Origin of the sequence: Candidatus Cytomitobacter primus, assembly GCF_008189405.1 — a bacterium.
Classification (GTDB): Bacteria; Pseudomonadota; Alphaproteobacteria; order CAJXXZ01; family 1604HC; genus Cytomitobacter; species Cytomitobacter primus.
Genome location: NZ_CP043316.1, coordinates 359,791 through 382,809 on the forward strand (window position 1 = coordinate 359,791; position 23,019 = coordinate 382,809).

Here is a 23,019-nt window from a genome sequence, read left to right on the forward strand (position 1 = left end):
CATACAAAACTTCATTAAACCAGCTCAAATTTTAGAAAGCACAAATAAGTAGTATATTAGTACGTAAAATATACTAAAGTTTAAATATGAAAACACATGAAAGGTTTATATACAAAACCTATTAATAGAAATACAACGTACACTTTTATCTATGCCATTGGAGAGATATGTACAATACACACATTATCTACGAAATGTATGATTGTAAACTTTGCTTATCAATTCTTAAATTAATAAGCAAGTTCTACAAGCTCATGCTATTCGCTTGCTTAATCTATATAGTAAATTCCTTATGCCATTGGAGAGATTTTACAAGCTCATGCTATTCGCTTGCTTAATCTATATAGTAAATTCCTTATGCCATTGGAGAGATTTGAACTCTCGGCCTCTCCCTTACCAAGGGAACGCTCTACCCCTGAGCTACAACGGCATAAATAAATTGATCCCATAAAAATACAATAAAAACAAGATACATATATATAAAACAACACATAATTAACATGCTTTTTATGTTTTGAGCTATACATTACTCCAATTTATCAACATTTATAAAATAACATAACAATACTTAATAAAGATATGGCATTTCTATTTATTTGCCAAATTAAGACTTTTTTTCATCTAAATTTACATAAAATTATATATAAATTTTAGTTTTTTTTTACTTTTTTGCCTAAAAATGTTTTTATTAACTTATGGATAGGAGAAAGTTCTATGAAAGTCCTTCTAATAGAAGACGATAAGGCAGTAGCATCTGCGATCATTGCAATGTTGAAATCACAAAGTATCATTTGTGACCATGATATAAATGGTCAAGATGGATTTGATTCTGCAAGATTATCAGATTATGATGTAATAATTTTAGATATGATACTACCAGATATAAGAGGTGAAGAATTACTAAATAGAATTAGAGCCTGCGAAATCAAAACTCCAATTATTATTTTGTCATGCATTTCTGAAACAAATCAAAGAATTAAAGCGCTATCTGATGGAGCTGATGATTACTTGCCAAAGCCATTTGATAAACACGAATTGCTTGCAAGAATAAATGCGATTGTTAGAAGGTCTAATGGGCATGCAGCATCAGTTATTAGAATAGGAACATTTGAAATAGATTTACAACGTAAAACTGCTTCTATTGCTGGGAGAAACCTGGTACTAACTAAAACGGAATATAATATACTAGAATTATTAGCTAGAAGAAAAGATTCTTTTTTACATAAAGATTCATTCCTAGATCATTTGTATAATTCTGATTGCAATGAACCTGGTAGAAAAATCGTTGATGTATTTATGTGCAAATTACGTAAGAAACTTTCTAATGCATTAGGTGACTCTAAAAATGATGATAATAGCCCAGCTATTGCTACGTCATGGGGGAATGGGTATAGATTAGATCAACGTAAAAATTTAGCAGATTATTTACTCCCCAAAAACAAAACCCAAACTAAGCAAATTTCAGATAATCAATTTAATAATAAGCATGATTTTATCAACTCTAAATTAAGTAAAAAAATTAAAATAAGCAGTTAAAATTTTATAAACATTACCTATTCTATAAAGCATATTGTTCATTTTATTCTAATTAATATTTTGTAATAAGATATTAATGCATTAAAGAGGTCACACTTTAAATTTGACCTGCATACCTAAAGCTGATAACCTTTCAATAATGATTAATTGTTTTAATGTTTTTTTTGAATCATATATTTCGGTATTTTTTATTTTCAACGCGTTTATGAATATATTTATTATAATCTCATTTACTCCCCATATGAATTTCATACAAAGACAAAATACTATTAGAAAATCTATGCTTGTTGCTGCTGCTGCAGTGTTTTTATTTGCAATCATAGGGCAGTTAATGCTTGATGTTCTAAACGTTACAATGTCTGCTATGAAATTAACGGGAGCAATACTGATTGGTCCAGCTGCATATGATATGGTTGTGGGACATTCTATAGATAATAAAAAAGAACACAAAAATGATATGCACTTCTTCCCTATAGGAGTCCCAACACTTGCTGGACCTGGAGTATTCACAACAGTATTAATGATTCTAAAAAATGGGGGAGCTGCTGATTTGATTCCGTCAATATTAGGCATAATTGCAGCACTATTTACAACGTATTTTGTAGTTAATACAGGAAATAGGTTTTTCAGCACTATTAACAGCTCATATATACGTATGATGAGTGTGTTTTTCGGAACAATATTACTAGCATTATCAGCACAATTCTTTATTGATGGAATGATTATGGTTAGTAAATTAATTATAAAATAAGCAATGATTTATAATAAACAATCTCATAAAGCTATAGATAAAGATAATATGCTAAAATTTTAAATTTTCATCACATATACTTATCGTATATTTTTATTTTTTTTTCAGATAAAATTACATCATGCATATTAAACAAAAGTTTTTAAACTATTTTGAAAATAAAAATCATAAAATAATACCCTCTTTCTCCTTAATACCATTAAATGATCCATCCTTACTTTTGATTAACGCTGGAATGGCACCAATGAAAAAGTTCTTTCTAGGCCAAGCAACTCCTCCAAACAGCAGAGTTGCAAACTGTCAAAAATGCATTCGTGCTGGGGGGAAGCATAATGATTTAGATGATGTAGGATATACCAAAAGGCACCATACATTCTTCGAAATGTTAGGAAATTTCTCCTTTGGAGATTATGCACACGAAGAAGCAATCAATATGGCATGGGATTTCTTAACAAATATATTAAATTTATCACCAGATAAATTATATATAACTGTACACCCAGATGATACAAAATCACGTGAAATATGGAAGAAAATTCCAAATTTAATTCATAAACATATAGTAGATGAAAATGAAAATGAATGGAGCGCTGGAGAAGAAGGACCGTGTGGTGTTTGTACAGAAATATTCTATGATCATGGAGATCATATTCCTGGAAATATTATTGAAGGTGATAGATTTGTAGAAATATGGAATATAGTATTTATGACACATACTGTACTTAATGGAATAAAGATAGAATTAGAAAAACCATGTGTGGATGCTGGAATGGGTTTAGAGCGAGTTGAGGCATTATACCATGGGACAAATGATAACTATGAAGCACCATTTTTTGCAAAAATGATAGATATAATCTCTGTAAATGATTCAAACAATACTAATAATAGAGTAATTGCTGATCATAGTAGATCAATAACTTTTATGATTGATGATGGAATCATACCTGAACCTGAGGGGGCTGGTTATATTTTACGTAAAATCATACGTAGAGCAGTACGAAGATCTCTAAATAATAATTCAGTTGAACTATGTATAGATTATATCATTAAAAACATGTCAGATGATTACCCTAGCCTATTACAAAATCGTAATAAAATTTTAAATGTTTTTAAGCAAGAAAAAGAGCAGTTCTTACATGTATATTATTCTGGAATCGAAAAACTAAATGAGTATATAAGCCAAAATAATATGGTGAATAATATAGATAGTGATACTAATAATGTTAATACAATTGATGTGAACAATGAGAATGGTAAGAAGAACGATGAGAGTTCATCAAATGAGCATAAAGTATTTGAATTATACGATACTTATGGATTTCCATATGATATTTCATTCGAAATTTTACGAGAAAAAAACATTCAATATGATTTTAATAAATTTGAACAAATGCTTAATACTCAAAAAACAATATCAAAGTTAAAAAAATACACTATCGAGAATACAAATACCTGTACGCCTTTCGTTGGATATGAGCATGAAGAAATAGAATGTAATATTTTGGAATATAGAGAATATGAATCAAAAGAACAAGGCAATGATAAATTTGAATTGATTCTACTTGATCAAACTCCATTTTATGTTGAATCAGGAGGGCAAAAACATGATATAGGACAAATCATAACGTCAGATGGAGTTTTTGAAGTATATGATATGCAAAAAGATAAAAATGAAATATGGCATATAGGAAAATGTATTGCTGGCAAAATAAAACAAGGCAAAGCAACGGCAAAAATTGATTCTAAGAGGCGAAAAGGACTTAAACAGCATCATACAGCCACTCACATCTTATTAGCTATCTTAAGGCAAAGATTTGGAGATTCTGTTCTGCAAAAAGGATCTAGTGTTAAAGAGGATGGATTGCGACTAGATTTTTCTATGAATAATTTAATTAATCAAAGTGATTTAAAAAAAATAGCGTACGAAGCAAATCAAATTATACAAAATAACTTTCAAATTTCTACAAAAATTATGAATTATGAGTCTGCTATTAAATCTGGAGCACTAATTACAGAAAAAAACTATCCAAATGAAGTTAGAGTACTAACAATTGATAATGTTTCTACTGAATTATGCTGTGGAACTCATGTTTCTGCTACTGGAGAGATAGGGTTATTAATTATTAAAAGCCATAAAAGCATTTCTGCAGGAGTAAAACGTATCGAAGCGATTTGTGGAATGAGTGCAGTTGATAAAATCTTTGAAGAAAAGCATACAGATAAAAACAATAATAAACTTAATATACAGGCTAATTTGATAAAACGTGAGACTATAAATCAGAGAAATATCAAAATAATTATAGAACAGTATTCTAATGCTAGTTCTAAATATTTATTAGATAGAAGTGACGAATATATTTCACAATATGATATAGTGATTCTAGCAAATGATCAAAAAGCATTTTTGGTCAAGATGAGTGATAATGCAATAGATAAAGTTGGAAAAGCTACAGAAATCATGCAAAAACTTGGAGGAAAAGGTGGTGGTCGTAAAAACATGGCACAAGGAAATATAAATAAATTCAATATCGAAACAATTACTAAGCAAGTTATGGAAATATTATGAATAGATATCAAGCAAATAATGTAAACTCTGCTCATCAAAACAGTGGCTTTACAAATCAAAATGCAAAATATAAGGATAAGAATGTAAAAAGTAAGAATAAAACTTATTTTATCAATGAGCTACCTACAAAAATCAAATATGAGATTGCATTGATTGGTAGGTCAAATGTAGGAAAATCATCATTATTAAATAGTATTTTAAATGAAAAAACTTCTAGAGTATCAAAAAAGCCAGGGTGTACAAGATGGCTTGGATATTATGATTTTGAAAATGTAACACTCATTGATTTACCTGGTTATGGTTATGCAAATGTGAGTAAAAAACAAGAAGCATTAATTACTGTAATGGTACAGAAATATATATTATGTGGAAGAATTGACGAATTATGGATTCTAATAGATTCTAGGAGAGGTATTATGGGCTTGGATATTGAATTGATTAATTTCGTAGTGAACAATGATATACCGGTAAAAATTATTTCGACCAAAATAGATAAAAAAGAGTCTAAAATAATTGACGCTAATTTTAGAGTTTCATCAAAAACTAAAGAAGGAATTCATGAGATTATAGATTATATTAAACATATATAATAAATTAAACATTTCTTACTTATTTATTGAAGTTTAACATTCTTTCATAAAATCACTACTTGTTTGCTCATTAACAAATTCCATTTTTCAATCTATTAAAATTTATATCAAATTACTTGTATTGTATACAAAGCTAATTATGAGTTATGATCAAATTGTGGGGGATAGTTTAACGGCAGAACTCTTGACTCTGGATCAGGTAATCTTGGTTCGAATCCAGGTCTCCCAGAATACATGAGATTAATCTATTGAGATTTCTATAAAATAATGGAATAATCTCTAGTAAATTTGGCATATATTTTTATTAGGAGGTTATATGAACAGCTTTTCAGAAGATAATAACGTTAATAGCAGAAAGATGGGAAGTTGTTTTGAGCACGGTAATGATTCTAGCGATCAATCTGTTGTATATAGAACCTGTACAATCAAGTGGTTTAAAAACAAAAAGGGATATGGCTTTTTAATTTCGGATGATATATCTGAAGATATTTTTCTACACCATTCTAAAATTAAGGAAGCAGGAATCAATGTTGACCTAATACATGGTGATACTGTTGAATGCGATATTATAATGGTAGGCCATATGCAAAAACCACATGTTGTAAAAGTTCATAATTGCTTACGGAAAAATGCAAATCTCAAAAATCTAGTCAAATCAAATGCTATTGTGAAATGGTTTAATGCTGTTGCAGATTATGGATTTCTTAATAATGGGCATGATGATATTTTTGTATCAGGTACTTTATTACGTAAATTTTATATTTCAGATGAAAACTTCTGTGAGGGTGTAGAAGTAGAATGTTACTTCCTAGAAATAGAAAATAAAAAAATAGCATATCAAGTTACAATTCCAAATAAGGATGAAGAAGCGATTTACGCGTAACTAAAACAACTAAAACAACTAAAACAACTAAAACAACTAAAACAACTAAAACAACTAAAACAACTAAAACAACTAAAACAACTAAAACAACTAAAACCATACATCAAATTTCACCAAAACATGTGTAAAAAATAGCATATCTTGTAAATATAATTCTAGCAGTACAAATTTACTAGAATAAGGTTTATTACAATGAACTATATAAAGCTATAGTTGTGTTCTGATAATCTAGACAATCCTAGTTATATAAATATGACTTTCAAAACAAATATTATTCATCAAATAAACCTAAAAACGTTCATAGATCAAGCCTTGTTTACTCGCAATTTAGTATTGACTTTTATTACTAATATTCTATATTTGATTGTATTGCCTCTGTGGCGGAATGGTAGACGCGGCAGACTCAAAATCTGCTGTCCGTAAGGATGTGAGAGTTCGAATCTCTCTGGGGGTATTGTTTATTTGAATTATTCAAGTAATTCAGGCATGCAAAAACTTATAAATTCTCATTTTATATTTTTATATGTTCTTATATTAAATAACTTTATATACATTATCATTGGCAAATGTAATTACCTGATCATAGTGAAATAATAATCAATGAATAATAAATTTATTTATAGTCACATCAAATTATATGGGTTTAATAACTAATTTAATGGTTTATATAGATATTTCATATAAATGATTTGTATTATTTAATAGCTTATATAAATGTTTTGATTTTTTCATAAATATTATTAGAGAAAACGTAGTTATAAGTGCTTTTTTTGAATCCAATGATATTTCTTTTTACCCATTCATCTGCTTCCCATTTATAATCTACAAATTCTTCATTTAGAGATACTTCATCAATATCATATACATTTGCATAAAACCATTTTTGCTTTTTCCCAGATTTACTTCTAAAAAACTTATTTTTACGTACTGAGTCTGGAAAGTTATATGAGTGCCAATTAGTTTCTCCTAACCATTCAACATTTACTATCCCAGTTTCTTCTCTTAATTCTCGCACAGCAGCTTGAAATGGAGTTTCATTATATTCTATATCACCTTGAGGCATTTGCCATGTTCCTTGCTTAAATCTCTTACCAACAAAAATCAGACCATTATGTATAGCTACTATACCAACATTTAAATCATACACACCTAATTGTATTGCAATTTTGATTTATAGTGAATGATTGCTCACTGACTACAAACTAATCATAGTTTAGTAAGTAACATACACTAATAACTAATTTATAAATATTTATTTATTCTGATTTCTTAATATTTTCATATTATATAAATGCTCAAATAGCAAAATTGCCAAAAAGGTGAATCGAACACCCAACCTCCTGATTACGAATCAAGCGCTCTACCTATTGAGCTATTTTGGCTTAAAATCTTTTTACAATTTTTGGAAAAAACTATCAAGACATGTGTAAAGGCAATTTGATTTAATGGTGATTTTAACATAAATAATTTTTTTATGTAAGCGCTCTTTTTTATTAAGTATATGTTAAATTCTTCTCATGACTTTTGCATTTTTATTAGGTGGATTTTTGATCTCAAAATTCTGGCAAGATACTTTAATGTTATCAATTCCATCAATAGCAACATACATTGGTATGCCTGCAGCAATCATAAGGCAATCTGTAGTGTTTTCTGGGATTGGATTGACATTAGGAGCTATGATAGTAGGGCCAATTAATGATCGATTTGGACCAAAAAAAACCTTTCCCGTCTATTTGGTTTTAATTAGTATTTTGAATATTTTTTTAACATATAATCTAAGTGTTAATTTATTAAGGGTTGTTTTATTGCTAAGAAGTGTTTGTTTGGCCGGATCAATTAATAATACATATGTTGGAACATCTTTATTATATAAAGGAGATCAATTACCTAGAATGACTTCAGTTCTATATATGGCTTTATTTGGTTTAAGTGCATTATTTCCTATTGCATTTTCATTAATTGTTAAAAACTACTCATTTCAAGTATTATCCATTATAAGTTCGATAATTTGTTTAATAATTTCATATTATATTTTCGCGCATTTGCCAAACAAAGAGCCTATTCCTATTAACTTTCAAACATTTAAAAAATGGAAAAACTTTCTTAAAGATTTTAAATTTATAGCATGTTCTGCAGTTTCTATGATTTGTATTGGTGGCTTCTATGGGTTCATTGCTATATACGCTGCTCAATTCTCCAAATTGAATGGAAAATTAACAGTTAATGGAATGTTTAAATTTGCTATAACCTTAGCATTAATTCAAGGTATTGGTCGTTTTTGTACATTTATTACAGCAACTATGTGTTCTGTTAAATTAAATCTTGGGAATGTAGGAAAATACTTATCTTTAAGCATGCTAGGTATAGCGATTGGAATGTTTTGGATGTTTATAAGCGGAATGGTTTTCGACAAATTAATACTATTCGGAATATTTGGATTTTTCCTAACTTGCCTAGCCTCAGGAATAGCACAACCAGCAACAAAATTAGCTCTTTTAACTATTTTTAAAGATTCTCCAGGTAGTGGTCAATCTCTTGTTGGAACTGGAAATAGCGTTTATGAAGTAATTGCAATATTATTTGTATTTAACATTCCATACCAACCATTAGGTGGATACTTATACTTATTACTAACATCTGTTGTTACTTTCTATCTTTTCTTATATTTTAGGAAGATGGAGAAAATATAGGCATGAATACAAGTATTAATATCAACAATATAAAAGATAAAAATCATATTATAAACCTTAACCTTGATGAAATAGAAATCACTTCTAGACTAAATTTATCCCAATACATTAAATCTCTATTTCCAAAAGGATCAAAAATTGTGGCAGCCATGTCCGGTGGTGTAGATAGCTCTGTGACAGCTGCATTAATGATCAAAGCTGGATATGACGTTGTTGGATTAACACTAAAATTACATGATAATCCGTCAACTAATCATAATATTAGAGATGCAAAAGCAATAGCAGATTTTCTAGGATTTGAACATAATGTTTTAGATCTTAGAAATGAATTTCAAGAACATGTTTTAGATAAATTCATGTCTGAATATGAAGAAGGTAAAACACCAAATCCATGTATGAGATGTAATAGAAATATCAAATTCAGCGGAATGGTAGAATATACAAAATCTATAGGTGCACAGGGGTTAGTAACTGGTCATTATGTAAAAAGAGTAATAAAAGATGATAAACATCGAATTATGATGGCAAGGGATTTTAATAAAGATCAAAGTTACTTCTTATCTATGATTTCCAAGGATCATTTACCATACATTGGATTTCCACTAGGAATTATGACTAAGCCTATTGCACGAAGAATCGCTGAATTCTGGAATTTATTTGTAGCTAAAAAAGCTGAGAGTCAGGACTTGTGCTTTGCTGTAAGTAATAAATATTACGATGTATTAAAAAATATGGGAACACAAGATGAAAGTGGAGATATTGTAGATTTAGATGGGAAAAAGCTTGGAAAGCATAATGGAGTTTCTAAGTTTACAATTGGCCAACGTAAAGGTTTAAGCTTAGCAGGTGGTCCATGGTTTGTGAATAAAATAGATAAACAAAGCAATACAGTAATCGTTGGAAGCCTAAAAGATTTAGAATGTTATGAAGTGTATTTTGAACAACTAAACTTATTAGGTGATTTTGATTTGCATAATATGAGTGATCTAAAAACCAAAGTCAGAGGGACTCATAGGCCTGTGCCCTGCTCTGTAGAAGTATTTGATAATGGAACTGGAATTATACATTTAAAGAACCCTGAATATGGAGTTGCAACTGGTCAATTTTGTGGATTCTACCATAATGAGATTCTATTAGGTGGTGGCTATATTGTTGACAAGGATCTTGTATTGAAAAAACAAACAAATAAAAACGTATGATTTTTAGCTTTCATAATTACCAGCATTTTCAGAACTATATTATAATTAGCTATGTAATATATAGTTATATAAAAATATTACACATAAGGCATACAATATGATTATTGGAATTGGTATAGATTTAGTCAATTATAATAGAATAGAAATCTTATTTAATAAATATGGAGAAAAATTAGCAGCAAAAATTCTTAGTGATTGGGAAATCCTAAAGTTCAATGATAAACATATCGCAAACCATAATGATAAATCAAATATTAAAAATGAAGCATCAAATCTATTTTATAAAAATAAATTAATAAATTTAATTGCAAAAAAATTAGCAGTAACAGAAGCAATAAGTAAGGCAAGTTCCACTGGAATAGGAAAATATTGTAGATTTCATGATTTGCATTTATATAATGAAATATCAGGAAAACCACAAATAAATGTTACAGGCCAAACAAATCAATATTTAAGTAAAAATAATAAATACAGAATCCACATCAGCTTTAGTGATGAAATCATTGATGCTCATAAAATAGTAATATGTAATGTTATACTGTGTAATGTTGAATGAAGCAAACAAATCAATTAGTACAAATCAGTAAGATTGAGATGACTGGACTAATTCAATCAAAATAGTCAAATTAAGTAAAAATTACATGCAAAATAAATTATACATAATAACTATATAGTATGATTACAGTCAATGCATATTCACCACTTATTGCATTTATATGCTAATATATGTTATAAATTGGCTAAATGTCTAGTAAAAAAATAGGATTTATATCTCTTACATCAATTATAATTGGAAATATTATGGGAAGTGGAGTACTTCTATTACCAAAAACAATTGGTAAATTTGGAATTATTTCATTATGGTCTTATGCAATTAGTGCAGTAGGATTTCTTGCAATAGGACTATTATATGCACAAATGCAAATGTGGTTAAAATGTGAAGGTGTACATGGACCTATTTTAAAAGTTTTTGGGAATAAATATGGTAAAGCTGCAGCATTTTTATATTGGCTATCTGTAGTCACAGGAAATAGTGCATTATTTACTAGCTTGTTTTCATATATAGGGTTTGGAAAAATATCTTTATTAACATGTTTATCACTAACATCAATAATCTTGTTTTTTGCAACTTTATTTAATTGTATTGATTTAAGAGCTGTAAAAATAGTTGAATTATTTGTCGCAGCTGTAAAAATGATACCATTAATTGGTCTACCTTTATTGTGTATTTATTATGCTTGGAAATCCAATGTAGATATATATAAAATATATGAAACCACTACATTCACTTCTGGTATTCAGCAAACTTTAACACATACATTATGGGCATTTTTAGGTGTAGAGACTGCAGTGGCAATAGGAAGTAAAATTCATAATCCAGAAAAAACAATAGCAAGGTCAATGATAGTTGGAATGTCAACAATTGCTATAGCATATATATTAGGAATGTGGGCAATTTTGAAAATATTACCTAATGTAAGCGAAATAAATGCACCGTATACAGAGCTTCTTATGTTTATAGTGCCTCAATCAATTAGAAGTTTCGCATCTCCCCTTATCTATGGATTAGCAATATTTTTGATTTTAGGATCTGTATATAGCTGGATTTTCACAACTGGTGTTATTGCATCTGATTCAGCTGAACAAGGACTGTTTCCTAAATTTTTAGCATATAAAAATAGGTTTGGGGCTCCATCAAATGCATTAATAGTTTCTTCACTATTTTCATTATTGTTTCTTATTGCAACTTATAGAGATGATTTATCTACACATTTTGATATTATGATTAATTTTCTTACATTGATTACATTTTTTGTACACTTTGCTACAAACATCGCATTCTTTAAATTTATCTTCTCTCAATCTAAACTGACAATATATAATTTATTCATAGGAACCACAGCTATAATAGCTAATATTATAGCAATTTCCATAATAATTATGCAAATTTTAACATAAATCACATCAATAATTCATGTTAAATCACATCTAAACAATACAATATCAAATCATTATAAATCATACAATTATTTATATGAACCTAACCATTTTAACCTTTTATTCACATCTTATTTATAATCTTTAAATATACAAACAATTTTTTGGAGGTAAAGTATATGTCAAAGTATTTAGCTTTATTACTATTAGGAGCAAAATTATATGCATTAGATGGCATAGTATTTGATGACACTGAAACAGATGCAACTTCTGTTACTGGTATTGGTATAGAAAGATCACCATCAGGCTATATCATTAAAGAAAATAAAGATGCAATATCTGTTCATGGAGTTGATTCAGCAGCACCAACTGAATCATATGCACCTGAAGATGCAGATGCTTTATTGCGTACTTTTAATGACCAAGATCATATACAAACAATAGAACTAACAGAACAAGACTTAGTACAAGAAACTGCTAGAAGAATGAGTGTTAATAATGGACAATCTCAATCAAATATATCAGAGCTCAGCTTAAATCAAAACACTGCAATGAGCATAGAAGAAACTGCATATATTACAAAAAATGCACATGATATCGTAAAAAATACAGGCTCATACACTAAGGAACAGGTAACTGCAGCTAGATTGCACTTATCTTTAGTAAGCGAAGCAGCACATGGTGCAACTCCTGAAAAGCAAAAAAGCACATCAATCCAGTTAAGCCAAACACCAAAACACCAAAGCATATCAAAGCCACAATATGATACACCACAACAAGTATCTTCAGTACAAAAGACTCCAGAGACTGCTATAAAAAAATCAGCATCTGTAGGAAGTGTCGGAAGCATTGTAATAGATCAAAATGGAATAGATATAGGCGGATTGGTCAAATATAATAGTGAGCATGGATTTAGTGTGGATACACCTCAATCACCTATTCCTACAGGAGTCAAATTAGATGCAAATGGAACTCTAACACTTACACATGAAAGCCCTGCAAATAATGGACAAAATCAAAAGAATAATCAAGGTATTAACCTTAATGAATCTATTAAATCAATTCAATCCCTTTTGCAATCCCCAACACATAAAAACCCAAAACCTATTGCTAAAAACAACCAAAGACCTGCTAAAGGTGGTGGTTGTGGATGTAGCTGTACTATTAGCTAATTATATAAACTATTTTCTACTATATAAATTGTATAATCATAACACACAAAACTATGAGAATTAATCTCACTATTATAAAAATCATAAACTATGCTTATAGCTATCAACGTATTTTAATCTATACTAGATCATTATGGATATAAAATTTATTACTATAAATATATTGAAGATTAATCATATATGATGCTTATTATACATAGGTTTACATAAATTCATATATATATAAATCAGAACGAAATATCATCATAAATTCATATAAACTCATAATAATAAGGTTCATAACTCTATTCTTACTTAATTCATTTTAATATATCAAAGTTATTTATTCTCTAACTTACTATATAACCCAATGTGATTTAGTGATTCAAACTTATTTGCTAATATTATATTTGATTAAGCGTTCTGATCAATCAATATACTGTCTATTCAATAGCAATATTTATAATTTATAAAGCGTATTTAAGGATAATAAATTTGTATATTTTCTGATTACATTAAAATTATAGTATAATCTACATCTTTAATGCTATAAGAATAACAAAAAGCAATGCTTTCATGTAAACAATTTAATAAGAAAAACAAAATTAATTGCAAAATATTTATGGAATAATAATATATTTCTGATCACATAGATCTAGAATACATCTCGATAACCATTGGCATATCCATAATAGCAGGATATTTGATTTCTTCAATGTTATCAGGCAGTTTAACCAAAGAACCAGACAAACCATCTTGCGCTACATCCATGTAAGCAGGAACATCTCTTTCTTTTAATTCTATAGAATGTTTAATCACACCCATATTTTTAGATTTATCTCTAAGTTCAATTTTATCGCCAGGAGATACTAAGTAAGAAGCAACATCAACTCTTGCTCCATTAATCAATATGTGACCATGGTTAACTAATTGCTTAGCTCCAAAAATAGTAGCAGACCATTTCAAACGATAAATACATGTATCTAATCTTCTTTCAAGCATTTGAATCAAATTAGTTCCTGTATCACCTCTTTTATTCATAGAAATCTTAAAGAACCTTCTAAATTGTCCTTCTTTCATTCCATAATAATATCTAAACTTTTGTTTAGCGATTAATTGCAATGCATAGTTAGATAATTTTTTCCTTCTTCTACTTCCATGTTGGCCTGGTCTACTTTGTCTTTTGTTGAAAGGACTCTTATCCCTACCCCAAAGATTAACACCACATGCTCTATCAATCTTATATTTACTTCTGATTAAATGCATATGACCTCCAATATACCACGCAATATCTTCACATTCATTAACACTATGATAGCTTTTTATAATCTTTTGTCAATTCTAAACCTAAATTAATTTCTTGTGATGCAATATTACTTTCTTTAGCATAAGCTTTGAAAATAATATCAGACAATTTATTCTTAACTGTATATATATATAATTGTTCTTTAGATCTTGTGATAGCAACATAAAGCAATCGATCATACTCATATTCTGATATATGCTTTCTTTTTTTCAAAGCATTTTGATATTTTATACTTTGTTTATGTGGGAAGATAACTTTTCCACTATCATATAACACATCTTGAATATTATCATATTTGCTATCATCAAAAATAATTACTATCGGAGATTCTAGCCCTTTAGATGAATGTACAGTTTTAATTCGTATTCCATTATTATGATGGTTTACCATTTTTTTTGATTTCCTTACATAATCAAAAAATTCTAACCATGACTCTTCACCAAAATCATTCACTATTTCCCAGAAGGCCAATATAGAATTATATCCAAGTTTCATTAAATATTTACCATAATTATCATTAAAAACAATCTGTGAAAAGAAAGGAATAATATTCTTAGGATAAGAAACCCATCGCTTAATATATTTATTTAATTCTATAACTTTTGCTAGAAACTCATCTGACATATCACTATAATTTCCAAGATTTATACAATAATCTTCATTTAAGTTAAATATATTTTCCTGCTCACAAAATAACATTTCTAAATCCTCATAACTCCATTTAAAATATCCATTTTTTAATATAGCTATTAATGCAGTAGAATCTTTAAATAGCGCAAACTTAGCAATATTTATCAAGCTTTCGACTATGCAATCATACATAATGTAAAAAGGATGCTCATTGATTGGAATTCCAGCGTTTTGTATTTCAGACAACAGGCGAAATGTAGAGTTGTTTCTTTTTTTGATTAAAATTAAAATATCTTTGAACTCAACATACTTACCTTGCTCAAATAAATAATATTCATTGACTAAATCACGTATTTTCTTAATCATATCGGTGAATATTTTACTATCTACTCTATTATCATCAAACAATTTGCATTGCACTTTACCTCTAAAATTCACATTTGAAATGTGTTTAGTAGGGTAATTTGTATATGACATCACTGTATCTACAAAGTGTAAAATGTCATCTGAAGATCTATAAGATGCATGTAATTTCTTCACTTCAAACTGCAAACCATATGTTTTGGCATAATTTTGTAAATTTCTTTTCATTTTTGTAAATAATGGCCCGTCAAACGTATTTGATGAGTAAATACTTTGCTTCTCATCTCCAACAATATATAGCGTACATTTATTACTAGATTGTATTTCTTTATATAAATTAAGAACAACATCCCATTGCCCCTGAGATAAATCTTGTGCCTCATCTACAAAAATATATTTAATCGGTATGATCTTTTGTAAAACATTATAATCTGCAAAGTTAACGTTCTTAATTAAATCATTAAAATCTACTAGTTTGTTTTTATCTTTTTCTGCTCTATACAACAATTTGATATGATTGATAAACTGCCCTATAGAATTTGATTTAAGATTTACTTGATACTCGTTATATTCATCAGATTTTTCTTTAATTTGAATAAAATAGTTATCTAACCATTCTCTGGATTGTATATGATTCATGCCCCATTTCTTAGAGTATAATTTTTTACGTAACTCACCATCTTTAGTCATAATAATATTAAAAACATGCTCAGGCGTTATATTCTGCTTAGATACCCTATCATATGAATTTACCCCACTATTATGTGCATCTAACCTATTATATTTATCTGCTATGTTACTACTACTATCATTACTGTTTTCTGATGTTCCATGATCATTTATATCGCTATAGCTATCATCATTAGTATTATTATCATTACTACCTTCTATGCTATTAATACTATTGGCATTTAGAAGCTTTAGCTCTAAATTCCCTCCTTTGTTCAAATCACATATTACAGAATCAGGAAATTCAATTGGATTCCATACAAAATCACATAAATCATTCAATGTAACAATGTTATCTTGCTTAACAATCATAATAATATGACTTAATAGAGAAGCCCACTCATCTAATAACAAATAAATCAAATCAAACCATGCTTGCTCTTGCAACACATCATTGATAATTCTTTTAATTAAGTTTTCTGATTCTATTTCATTAATCAGTTGTGAATCATCATAAAAAGTATTACAAAAACTATGCACAGTATAAAACCTTATCTTATCTGAATATGCCCTTAATCTATCTTTCATTTCATTTGCTGCAGCATTACTAAAACTCAAACATAATATTGATTCTCCATGTACTTTTTTCAATATAAGTTTTTTAATTTCTTGAACTAAATTATAAGTTTTCCCTGAACCAGCTGATGCATCAACCCATGTAATCATAATACCTCACTAAATTAATCAGTTTATAATTCATGTTAATGTTTTTAAATCCAAAATCATAATTGTAATATATTGGCAATTTGATTTGCTTCTCAATAATAAAATACAAATCACTAAAATTAATTTCAGACAAAAGCACTGTAAAGATTTCGTTCACTGTAACAAAACATAATTTAATATCCCACAAATTATACTTAAATAGCAAATTAGATGCAGTTAAAACAATTATATTAATATATAGATTCCTCATTAATAGAATGTCTTTCTGATTTATAGTTGTAAAATACATAAATTTAAATAAGATGCCACTTTTATTCTGCAATATATAAAAACAATCATAATGCGAATTTATAATAACTGCATTAGCAATATTCAAATTTATTTCCTCATAAATATTAAACATTTTCTTTGTTATACTATTTTTGACTATATTATGAAAATCCACTATGCTCTGCACTTTATGAATCAAAGCATATGATTTTATTTTTATTTTCATAGCATCTAAAGCAGCAAAATTACTATTATATAAATATTTTTCTACTTCATTTATATTAAATTCAACAAAATAATTACATAAAATCACTTTTACATGATATGTAATATAATCATCTATTTCATAATTGATTGATTTTAATCCTAATATACATTTTACATAGAATATTAAAATATCATCTTTAATATCACGTAGTTTAATAGAAAATATTTTCTTTGGAATCAAATGTTGTTTTATTTTTAAATCATTAAACTTAAACTGTAATTTCAAAGCACTTTGAGCACAATTATTCTGCACTGTATTTATCGTGATATTTTTTAATGCCTCAGCATGAATATGAGAAGAAGCATTACATGATATATTTATATTTATATAATTTTCATTAAAGCAAAACAAATCCAAATTATGATTCACAGGATTACATATATATAAATTATCTGCAAACAAATATGGAATGGCATTAATAGGAACAATATGATTTTGTAGTTTACACTGCATATTCATATTAAGAGTCATAATATCTTCTAGAAATTTGATATAATCTTTTCTGTTTGTTTTTTCAATCAGATTATATGTATCATTTGTATATTGATCATTTATTTGTATTTTATTTCGAATTAATTCATCAATACTTTCAATATAATTATTTAGCACTTCAATATTAAATTGTTTGATGAGTTTTATATTGTTATTCCAAATACTTAACAAATCACTTACTTCAATAACCAATTGCCCAATATAACTTTTATCTATTTGATATATATTCATCAATTCTTTATTCTCATATTCTTTATTTATATTAAGCAATAATTTAGTACATTGTAAAAACACAAACCTTTCATATTTATAAGCTTTATCATCAAATACACGTAAATCTGGATTCATACTTAGCAAAGTATTTTTCATAATTTGACTATCAGTCGCAATAAAATAATGTGTGGTTTTTTGAGTTAACAATTCATTTTTATCTTGAATTGATATGTTATTTCTACTATTTATTGATGGTTTATCATGCCTTTTAATAGATTCAATAACATATTTAGCTTCCTCTATCACATCTGTGAATTCTAAGCATACACCATTAATTTTTCGTTTTTTTAATATATATATACCATATAAATGTATACTATCGGAATGTATAGCATCATATAAATCCATACTTATTTTTCCTTCAATTTCAGCTAAATCATCTGATTGTAATATTAATTTATTAGTACTTATTGTTTTATTAGCACTTGTTATAAATGAATCAGCGCTCATATTATTCGTTGATGAATTTTGATTAATCACTAAAGAGCTTAAATTAAATGATCCTGAATTAATTGAGTTGATTATTTCATCCAAGCTTGTATATGTAAATTCTATTTTTGGAAAACTATTTTTCAACCAAAATATCCAAGAACTGTCAGATACTACAACTTTTTTAGTTTCTTGTAAAAAGAGGTGTAAATTCATCTATTAATGATTTTTTTACCTAAATATAAACTTAATTATCAAAATAGCAATAATATTAACCATTTTAATCATAGGGTTTAACGCTGGACCAGATGTATCTTTATAAGGGTCTCCAACAGTATCTCCAGTCACAGCAGCTTTATGGGAATCAGAGCCTTTTCCACCATAGTTACCATCTTCTATGTATTTCTTAGCATTATCCCAAGCACCACCACCTGTAGTCATAGAAATTGCAAGCAATATACCAACTAATGTTACACCTGTAATTAATCCACCCATTCCAGCAAATGCATTTGCAAATCTAGCAGATGGTTCAATTAGTAAACAAATCAAGAAGAAGAATATTGTACCACCAAACACAACAGCAATAGGTGCAAACATGCTTTTAATAGATTTTTCAGTCAACATACTCACTGTACGTGCGTAGTCAGGTTTAGATTCTCCTGTCATTATTTTTGGATCATTATCAAATTGATTCCTCACTTCATCAACAACAGATTCTCCTACTACAGCAACAGAATTCATTGAGAAAGAACTATACCAATATGTCAAAGCTCCACCAATTAACAAACCAGACATAACAAATACATTATCTAATCTAAAAATATTTTTAGATAACAACGTAAATTCATAAGTATCTTGAATATATGTATAAAGAATAATAATAGCAGCTAACGCCGTAGATCCAACTGCATAACCTTTTGTTAATGCTTTTGTAGTATTTCCAATAGCATCTAACTCATCTGTTCTTTCTCTAACTTCAGGATCTTGCCCAGACATTTCTGCAATACCACCAGCATTATCTGTAATTGGACCATATGCATCCAAAGTAACAATAGAGGTAATCATTCCAAGCATTGAGATAACACTAATTCCAATACCTTGTAATCCTAATGCAGAATAAGAAACTAACATTGCAACTACAATTGATGCAATTACTCCAAAACAAGATTCCATTGAAATAGACAATCCAGTAATAATATTCATTGCATGACCTGATTTTGAAGACCTAGCAATTTTATGTACAGGATTATAGTCACTTGAAGTATAATAATTTGTAATTAAAACTAAAGCAAAAGTTACAAAGATACCCATAGAAAAAGGTATCGAAATCATTGCTGCAGCATTGAAATTCATAACATGATGTAAAAATGCAAAGTTCATTACTAGTGAAAACAACGCAGATCTAATTAAAATAGATGCTAAACTAGATAATGGGCTACGTCCCATTCTGTTAACAGATAGAATAGCAATGTAACATCCTAAGCTACAGATCATTGCTATAATAAATGGATAATTAAACATAAATGCATCATTCATACTATTGATCATACTTTTCATAATGCATAAAACAGCCATAAATCCTACAATATATGTTTCAAATAGATCTGCAGAAGTTCCAGCACAGTCACCTACATTATCACCTACATTATCAGCAATTACAGCAGGATTTCTTGGGTCATCCTCTGGTATATTTTTTTCGATTTTACCAACAAGGTCAGCACCTACATCAGCAGCTTTAGTAAAAATTCCACCACCTAATCTAGCAAAAACAGAAACTACAGAGGCTCCAAAACTAAGCCCAAGCAACAAATCAAGAACGTATTGAACATTCATTCCTTTTACTATCATAAAAAAACATGCAGCAACACACATCATTGATATTCCACCAACAACAAATCCTGTAGCTTTTCCTGCCTTCAAAGCAATATTAAAAGCATCGCTTAGCCCTTTCTTAGCTTCTTGTGCAGTTCTCATATTACTCATAACAGCAATATGCATTCCAATCACACCGCATAATCCAGATAAAAAACTTCCTATAATAAATCCAGATACAACATATATATTAAAAATAAAATACATTAATGCAGCAGAAATAACAGAAACTAATGCAACATATGTATATTGCTTTTTTAAATAAGCTTGAGCAGCATCTTTAATTGCGTTTCCAATTTCTCTCATAGATTGATTCTGCACACCATTTGCAGACAATTTACGCAAATCATCAACTTCAATATTAACAATTTGACTATAATAATAATAAGCATGCACAAGCGGTAATATGAAACTCAACCCAAAACATGCGTAATAAATAGTTATAAACATTCTAACTCCTATAAATTCACTTATTGAAATATTTACATACTAAGCAATACTAATCAATACTAACAAGTATCAATCATGCTCCAAATCTAAACACCAACTACCATATAAATCTCAATATTTAATCATGTTATTTGGTCAATATAATGTTAATTAATCACCTTATAAATATAATTAGTCATCTGATGAATATACAGTTTATATATAGGTGTATAGGACTTTCGGATAGCACTTTACATCCTCATATATTATATAAATATATAGATTGCACGTATAGGTTATTAAAATATCAATCATTTATCACCATAATTTAAAAGTATTTGTGGAAACATTTATACCTAGTTTTGCACAGCCTGTGGAAAACTTTGTTAATAACTTCCCATGAAATCCCATTGACTCCCTCTCTAACCCCATGATACATTTTTATCAATGAATGTGTTTCTTTCTACCTACGAGAAAAAAATAGACAAAAAAGGTAGAGTATCTACACCTGGTAGTTTTAGAAATATATTATCCAAAGAATCATTCAATGGATTTATTGCATTTAAGTCATACTTTTTGCCTACTATAGATTGTTTTGGCATTTCAAAGATGGAAAAACTTAGTGATAAACTAGAAAATGAAAATCCGTTTACAAATCATGAATCAAACGTAGAAGAAAATGCATTTGCAGATGCTATAATGATACAATTTGATAATGAAGGCCGTGCAACTATATCAAAAGACCTGCTTGAACATGCACAAATCTCTTCAGACTTACTATTTATAGGAAAAGGATCAACTTTCCAGATCTGGGAGCCAAACTTATTCCAAGAACATCAAGAAAATATGAGAAAAAGAATCAAAAAGGAAATATAATGCATACATTAATGCAAAAACATATATCTGTTTTAATGAAAGAAGTAATACAAATTTTAAGACCATCTAATTCAAAAATATTTGCTGATATGACATTTGGATTAGGGGGACATACCAAAGAGCTTTTATCATATGGTTGTAAAGTTATCGGACTTGATAGAGATTTGAATTCATATAAATATGGGAAAATACTAGAATCTCATAATCAAAATTTTACATTTAAAAGATCTAAATTCAGTGAAATTCATGGAAAAATACCTTTATTAGATGGTGTGTTAATGGACCTTGGAGTTTCATCTGTACAATTAGATGAAGCAGATAGAGGTTTTTCATTTATGAGAGATGGCCCTCTTAGTATGCAAATGGGGTTAAATGAGATTTCTGCTGCAAATATTGTTAATACTTGGAATGAGAATGATATAGCTGACATTCTATATTATTATGCTGATGAAACTAGATCACGATCTATAGCTAAAAGAATAATTGAAGCAAGAAAAAACAAAGAAATAACTACAACCCTAGAATTAGCTGATATTATTTATCCAGGCAAGAAAAAACAAAAAATTCATCCAGCCACCAAATCTTTTCAAGCATTACGAATTGCTACAAATGAAGAATTAGAAGAGTTATGCATAGGCCTTGAAATTGCAAGTCAAAAATTAAAAATAGGAGGCAAGTTGGTTGTGATCTCGTTTCATTCTATAGAAGACAGAATTATTAAACGCTTTTTTAAAAAATCCAGATTTCTTCTGAAAAAGCCCCAACCTTTGTTCCCTACCAAAGAAGAAACTAAATATAATATAAGATCAAGATCTGCAAAGTTGAGATGGGGAATCAAAATATGAAAATTCTTAATATCGCTATCGCAGTACTAACTTTAAATTTAATAGTATTACACTATAAAAACTCTAAAACAAAAAATAATATTAGTAATTTAAAAATAAGTATGATTAAGCAACAACAAATCTTAAATCAACAAAAAATTATTTTATCTAATTTAAGTCATCCAGAGAGATTAACCAGATCATCTCAAGTGCTCACGAATTATGGGCCAACTAATGTTAGGCAATTTATTAAGATAACATGAGTATGCAGTATGCCAAATAGCGTGA

17 protein-coding genes and 4 tRNA genes are annotated in these 23,019 nt (G+C 28.5%); 14 read left to right on the forward strand and 7 right to left on the reverse strand.

Annotated elements, in window-relative coordinates; genetic code table 11:
* Nucleotides 1-358: 358 nt before the first annotated feature.
* A tRNA-Thr gene (locus tag FZC34_RS01600) sits at nt 359-430 on the reverse strand.
* A gap of 284 nt (nt 431-714) precedes the next feature.
* Between FZC34_RS01600 and FZC34_RS01605 the strand changes: the two genes are divergently transcribed.
* The 7 genes from FZC34_RS01605 (at nt 715) to FZC34_RS01635 (ending at nt 6,780) form a co-directional block, all read left to right on the forward strand.
* Nucleotides 715-1,536: a response regulator transcription factor gene (locus tag FZC34_RS01605; protein ID WP_148971722.1), complete on the forward strand. Its 822-nt coding sequence runs from the start codon at nt 715-717 to the stop codon at nt 1,534-1,536.
* A gap of 139 nt (nt 1,537-1,675) precedes the next feature.
* A complete protein-coding gene (locus FZC34_RS01610; protein ID WP_148971723.1) occupies nt 1,676-2,287 on the forward strand; it encodes a MarC family protein in 612 nt (203 codons plus the stop codon).
* A gap of 121 nt (nt 2,288-2,408) precedes the next feature.
* On the forward strand, nt 2,409-4,853 hold the full coding sequence (gene alaS / locus FZC34_RS01615; RefSeq protein ID WP_148971724.1) for an alanine--tRNA ligase: 2,445 nt from the start codon (nt 2,409-2,411) through the stop codon (nt 4,851-4,853).
* Nucleotides 4,850-5,443 carry a ribosome biogenesis GTP-binding protein YihA/YsxC gene (yihA, locus tag FZC34_RS01620; RefSeq protein WP_148971725.1) on the forward strand — a complete coding sequence of 198 codons (594 nt, stop codon included), beginning with the start codon at nt 4,850-4,852 and terminating at the stop codon, nt 5,441-5,443. The genes alaS and yihA overlap by 4 nt, the downstream gene beginning before the upstream one ends.
* Nucleotides 5,444-5,601: 158 nt before the next feature.
* Nucleotides 5,602-5,672 (forward strand) — tRNA-Gln (locus tag FZC34_RS01625).
* Nucleotides 5,673-5,759: 87 nt separating this feature from the next.
* Nucleotides 5,760-6,326, forward strand: a complete 567-nt coding sequence (locus FZC34_RS01630) for a cold shock domain-containing protein (RefSeq protein WP_148971726.1) — start codon at nt 5,760-5,762, stop codon at nt 6,324-6,326.
* A 371-nt stretch (nt 6,327-6,697) separates the two neighbouring features.
* Nucleotides 6,698-6,780, forward strand: a tRNA-Leu gene (locus FZC34_RS01635).
* Nucleotides 6,781-7,032: 252 nt separating this feature from the next.
* Here FZC34_RS01635 and FZC34_RS01640 read toward each other — a convergent pair.
* Together FZC34_RS01640 and FZC34_RS01645 are read right to left on the reverse strand one after the other, a co-directional pair.
* The gene (locus tag FZC34_RS01640) at nt 7,033-7,473 is read right to left on the reverse strand and encodes an NUDIX domain-containing protein (RefSeq protein ID WP_187440004.1); all 441 of its coding nucleotides are present in this window, start codon (nt 7,471-7,473) and stop codon (nt 7,033-7,035) included.
* Nucleotides 7,474-7,635: 162 nt separating this feature from the next.
* A tRNA-Thr gene (locus tag FZC34_RS01645) sits at nt 7,636-7,708 on the reverse strand.
* A 135-nt stretch (nt 7,709-7,843) separates the two neighbouring features.
* Between FZC34_RS01645 and FZC34_RS01650 the strand changes: the two genes are divergently transcribed.
* The 5 genes from FZC34_RS01650 (at nt 7,844) to FZC34_RS01670 (ending at nt 13,325) form a co-directional block, all read left to right on the forward strand.
* Entirely contained in the window at nt 7,844-9,016 is a 1,173-nt protein-coding gene (locus FZC34_RS01650; protein ID WP_148971728.1) for an MFS transporter, read from the forward strand.
* 2 nt (nt 9,017-9,018) lie between these two features.
* Nucleotides 9,019-10,215, forward strand: coding sequence for a tRNA 2-thiouridine(34) synthase MnmA (gene mnmA, locus FZC34_RS01655; RefSeq protein WP_148971729.1), 1,197 nt, complete (start codon nt 9,019-9,021; stop codon nt 10,213-10,215).
* A 97-nt stretch (nt 10,216-10,312) separates the two neighbouring features.
* Nucleotides 10,313-10,771, forward strand: a complete 459-nt coding sequence (locus FZC34_RS01660; protein WP_148971730.1) for a holo-ACP synthase — start codon at nt 10,313-10,315, stop codon at nt 10,769-10,771.
* 188 nt (nt 10,772-10,959) lie between these two features.
* Nucleotides 10,960-12,174, forward strand: coding sequence for an APC family permease (locus tag FZC34_RS01665; RefSeq protein ID WP_148971731.1), 1,215 nt, complete (start codon nt 10,960-10,962; stop codon nt 12,172-12,174).
* A gap of 158 nt (nt 12,175-12,332) precedes the next feature.
* Nucleotides 12,333-13,325: a hypothetical protein gene (locus FZC34_RS01670; RefSeq protein WP_148971732.1), complete on the forward strand. Its 993-nt coding sequence runs from the start codon at nt 12,333-12,335 to the stop codon at nt 13,323-13,325.
* 624 nt (nt 13,326-13,949) lie between these two features.
* On the opposite strand, the gene rpsD is transcribed toward FZC34_RS01670, so the two are convergent.
* The 4 genes from rpsD to FZC34_RS01690 are packed head-to-tail and all read right to left on the reverse strand — an operon-like array spanning nt 13,950 to nt 21,052.
* Nucleotides 13,950-14,570: a 30S ribosomal protein S4 gene (gene rpsD / locus FZC34_RS01675; RefSeq protein WP_148971733.1), complete on the reverse strand. Its 621-nt coding sequence runs from the start codon at nt 14,568-14,570 to the stop codon at nt 13,950-13,952.
* Between the two features lie 43 nt (nt 14,571-14,613).
* Nucleotides 14,614-16,998: a UvrD-helicase domain-containing protein gene (locus FZC34_RS01680; protein ID WP_148971734.1), complete on the reverse strand. Its 2,385-nt coding sequence runs from the start codon at nt 16,996-16,998 to the stop codon at nt 14,614-14,616.
* On the reverse strand, nt 16,982-18,946 hold the full coding sequence (locus tag FZC34_RS01685) for a hypothetical protein (protein WP_148971735.1): 1,965 nt from the start codon (nt 18,944-18,946) through the stop codon (nt 16,982-16,984). The genes FZC34_RS01680 and FZC34_RS01685 overlap by 17 nt, the downstream gene beginning before the upstream one ends.
* Nucleotides 18,947-18,961: 15 nt before the next feature.
* Nucleotides 18,962-21,052, reverse strand: coding sequence for a sodium-translocating pyrophosphatase (locus FZC34_RS01690; RefSeq protein ID WP_148971736.1), 2,091 nt, complete (start codon nt 21,050-21,052; stop codon nt 18,962-18,964).
* Nucleotides 21,053-21,478: 426 nt separating this feature from the next.
* On the opposite strand from FZC34_RS01690, the gene FZC34_RS01695 reads away from it, so the two are divergent.
* On the forward strand, nt 21,479-21,907 hold the full coding sequence (locus FZC34_RS01695) for a division/cell wall cluster transcriptional repressor MraZ (protein WP_148971737.1): 429 nt from the start codon (nt 21,479-21,481) through the stop codon (nt 21,905-21,907).
* Nucleotides 21,907-22,752 carry a 16S rRNA (cytosine(1402)-N(4))-methyltransferase RsmH gene (rsmH, locus tag FZC34_RS01700; RefSeq protein ID WP_148971738.1) on the forward strand — a complete coding sequence of 282 codons (846 nt, stop codon included), beginning with the start codon at nt 21,907-21,909 and terminating at the stop codon, nt 22,750-22,752. The genes FZC34_RS01695 and rsmH overlap by 1 nt, the downstream gene beginning before the upstream one ends.
* Nucleotides 22,753-23,019 lie beyond the last annotated feature (267 nt).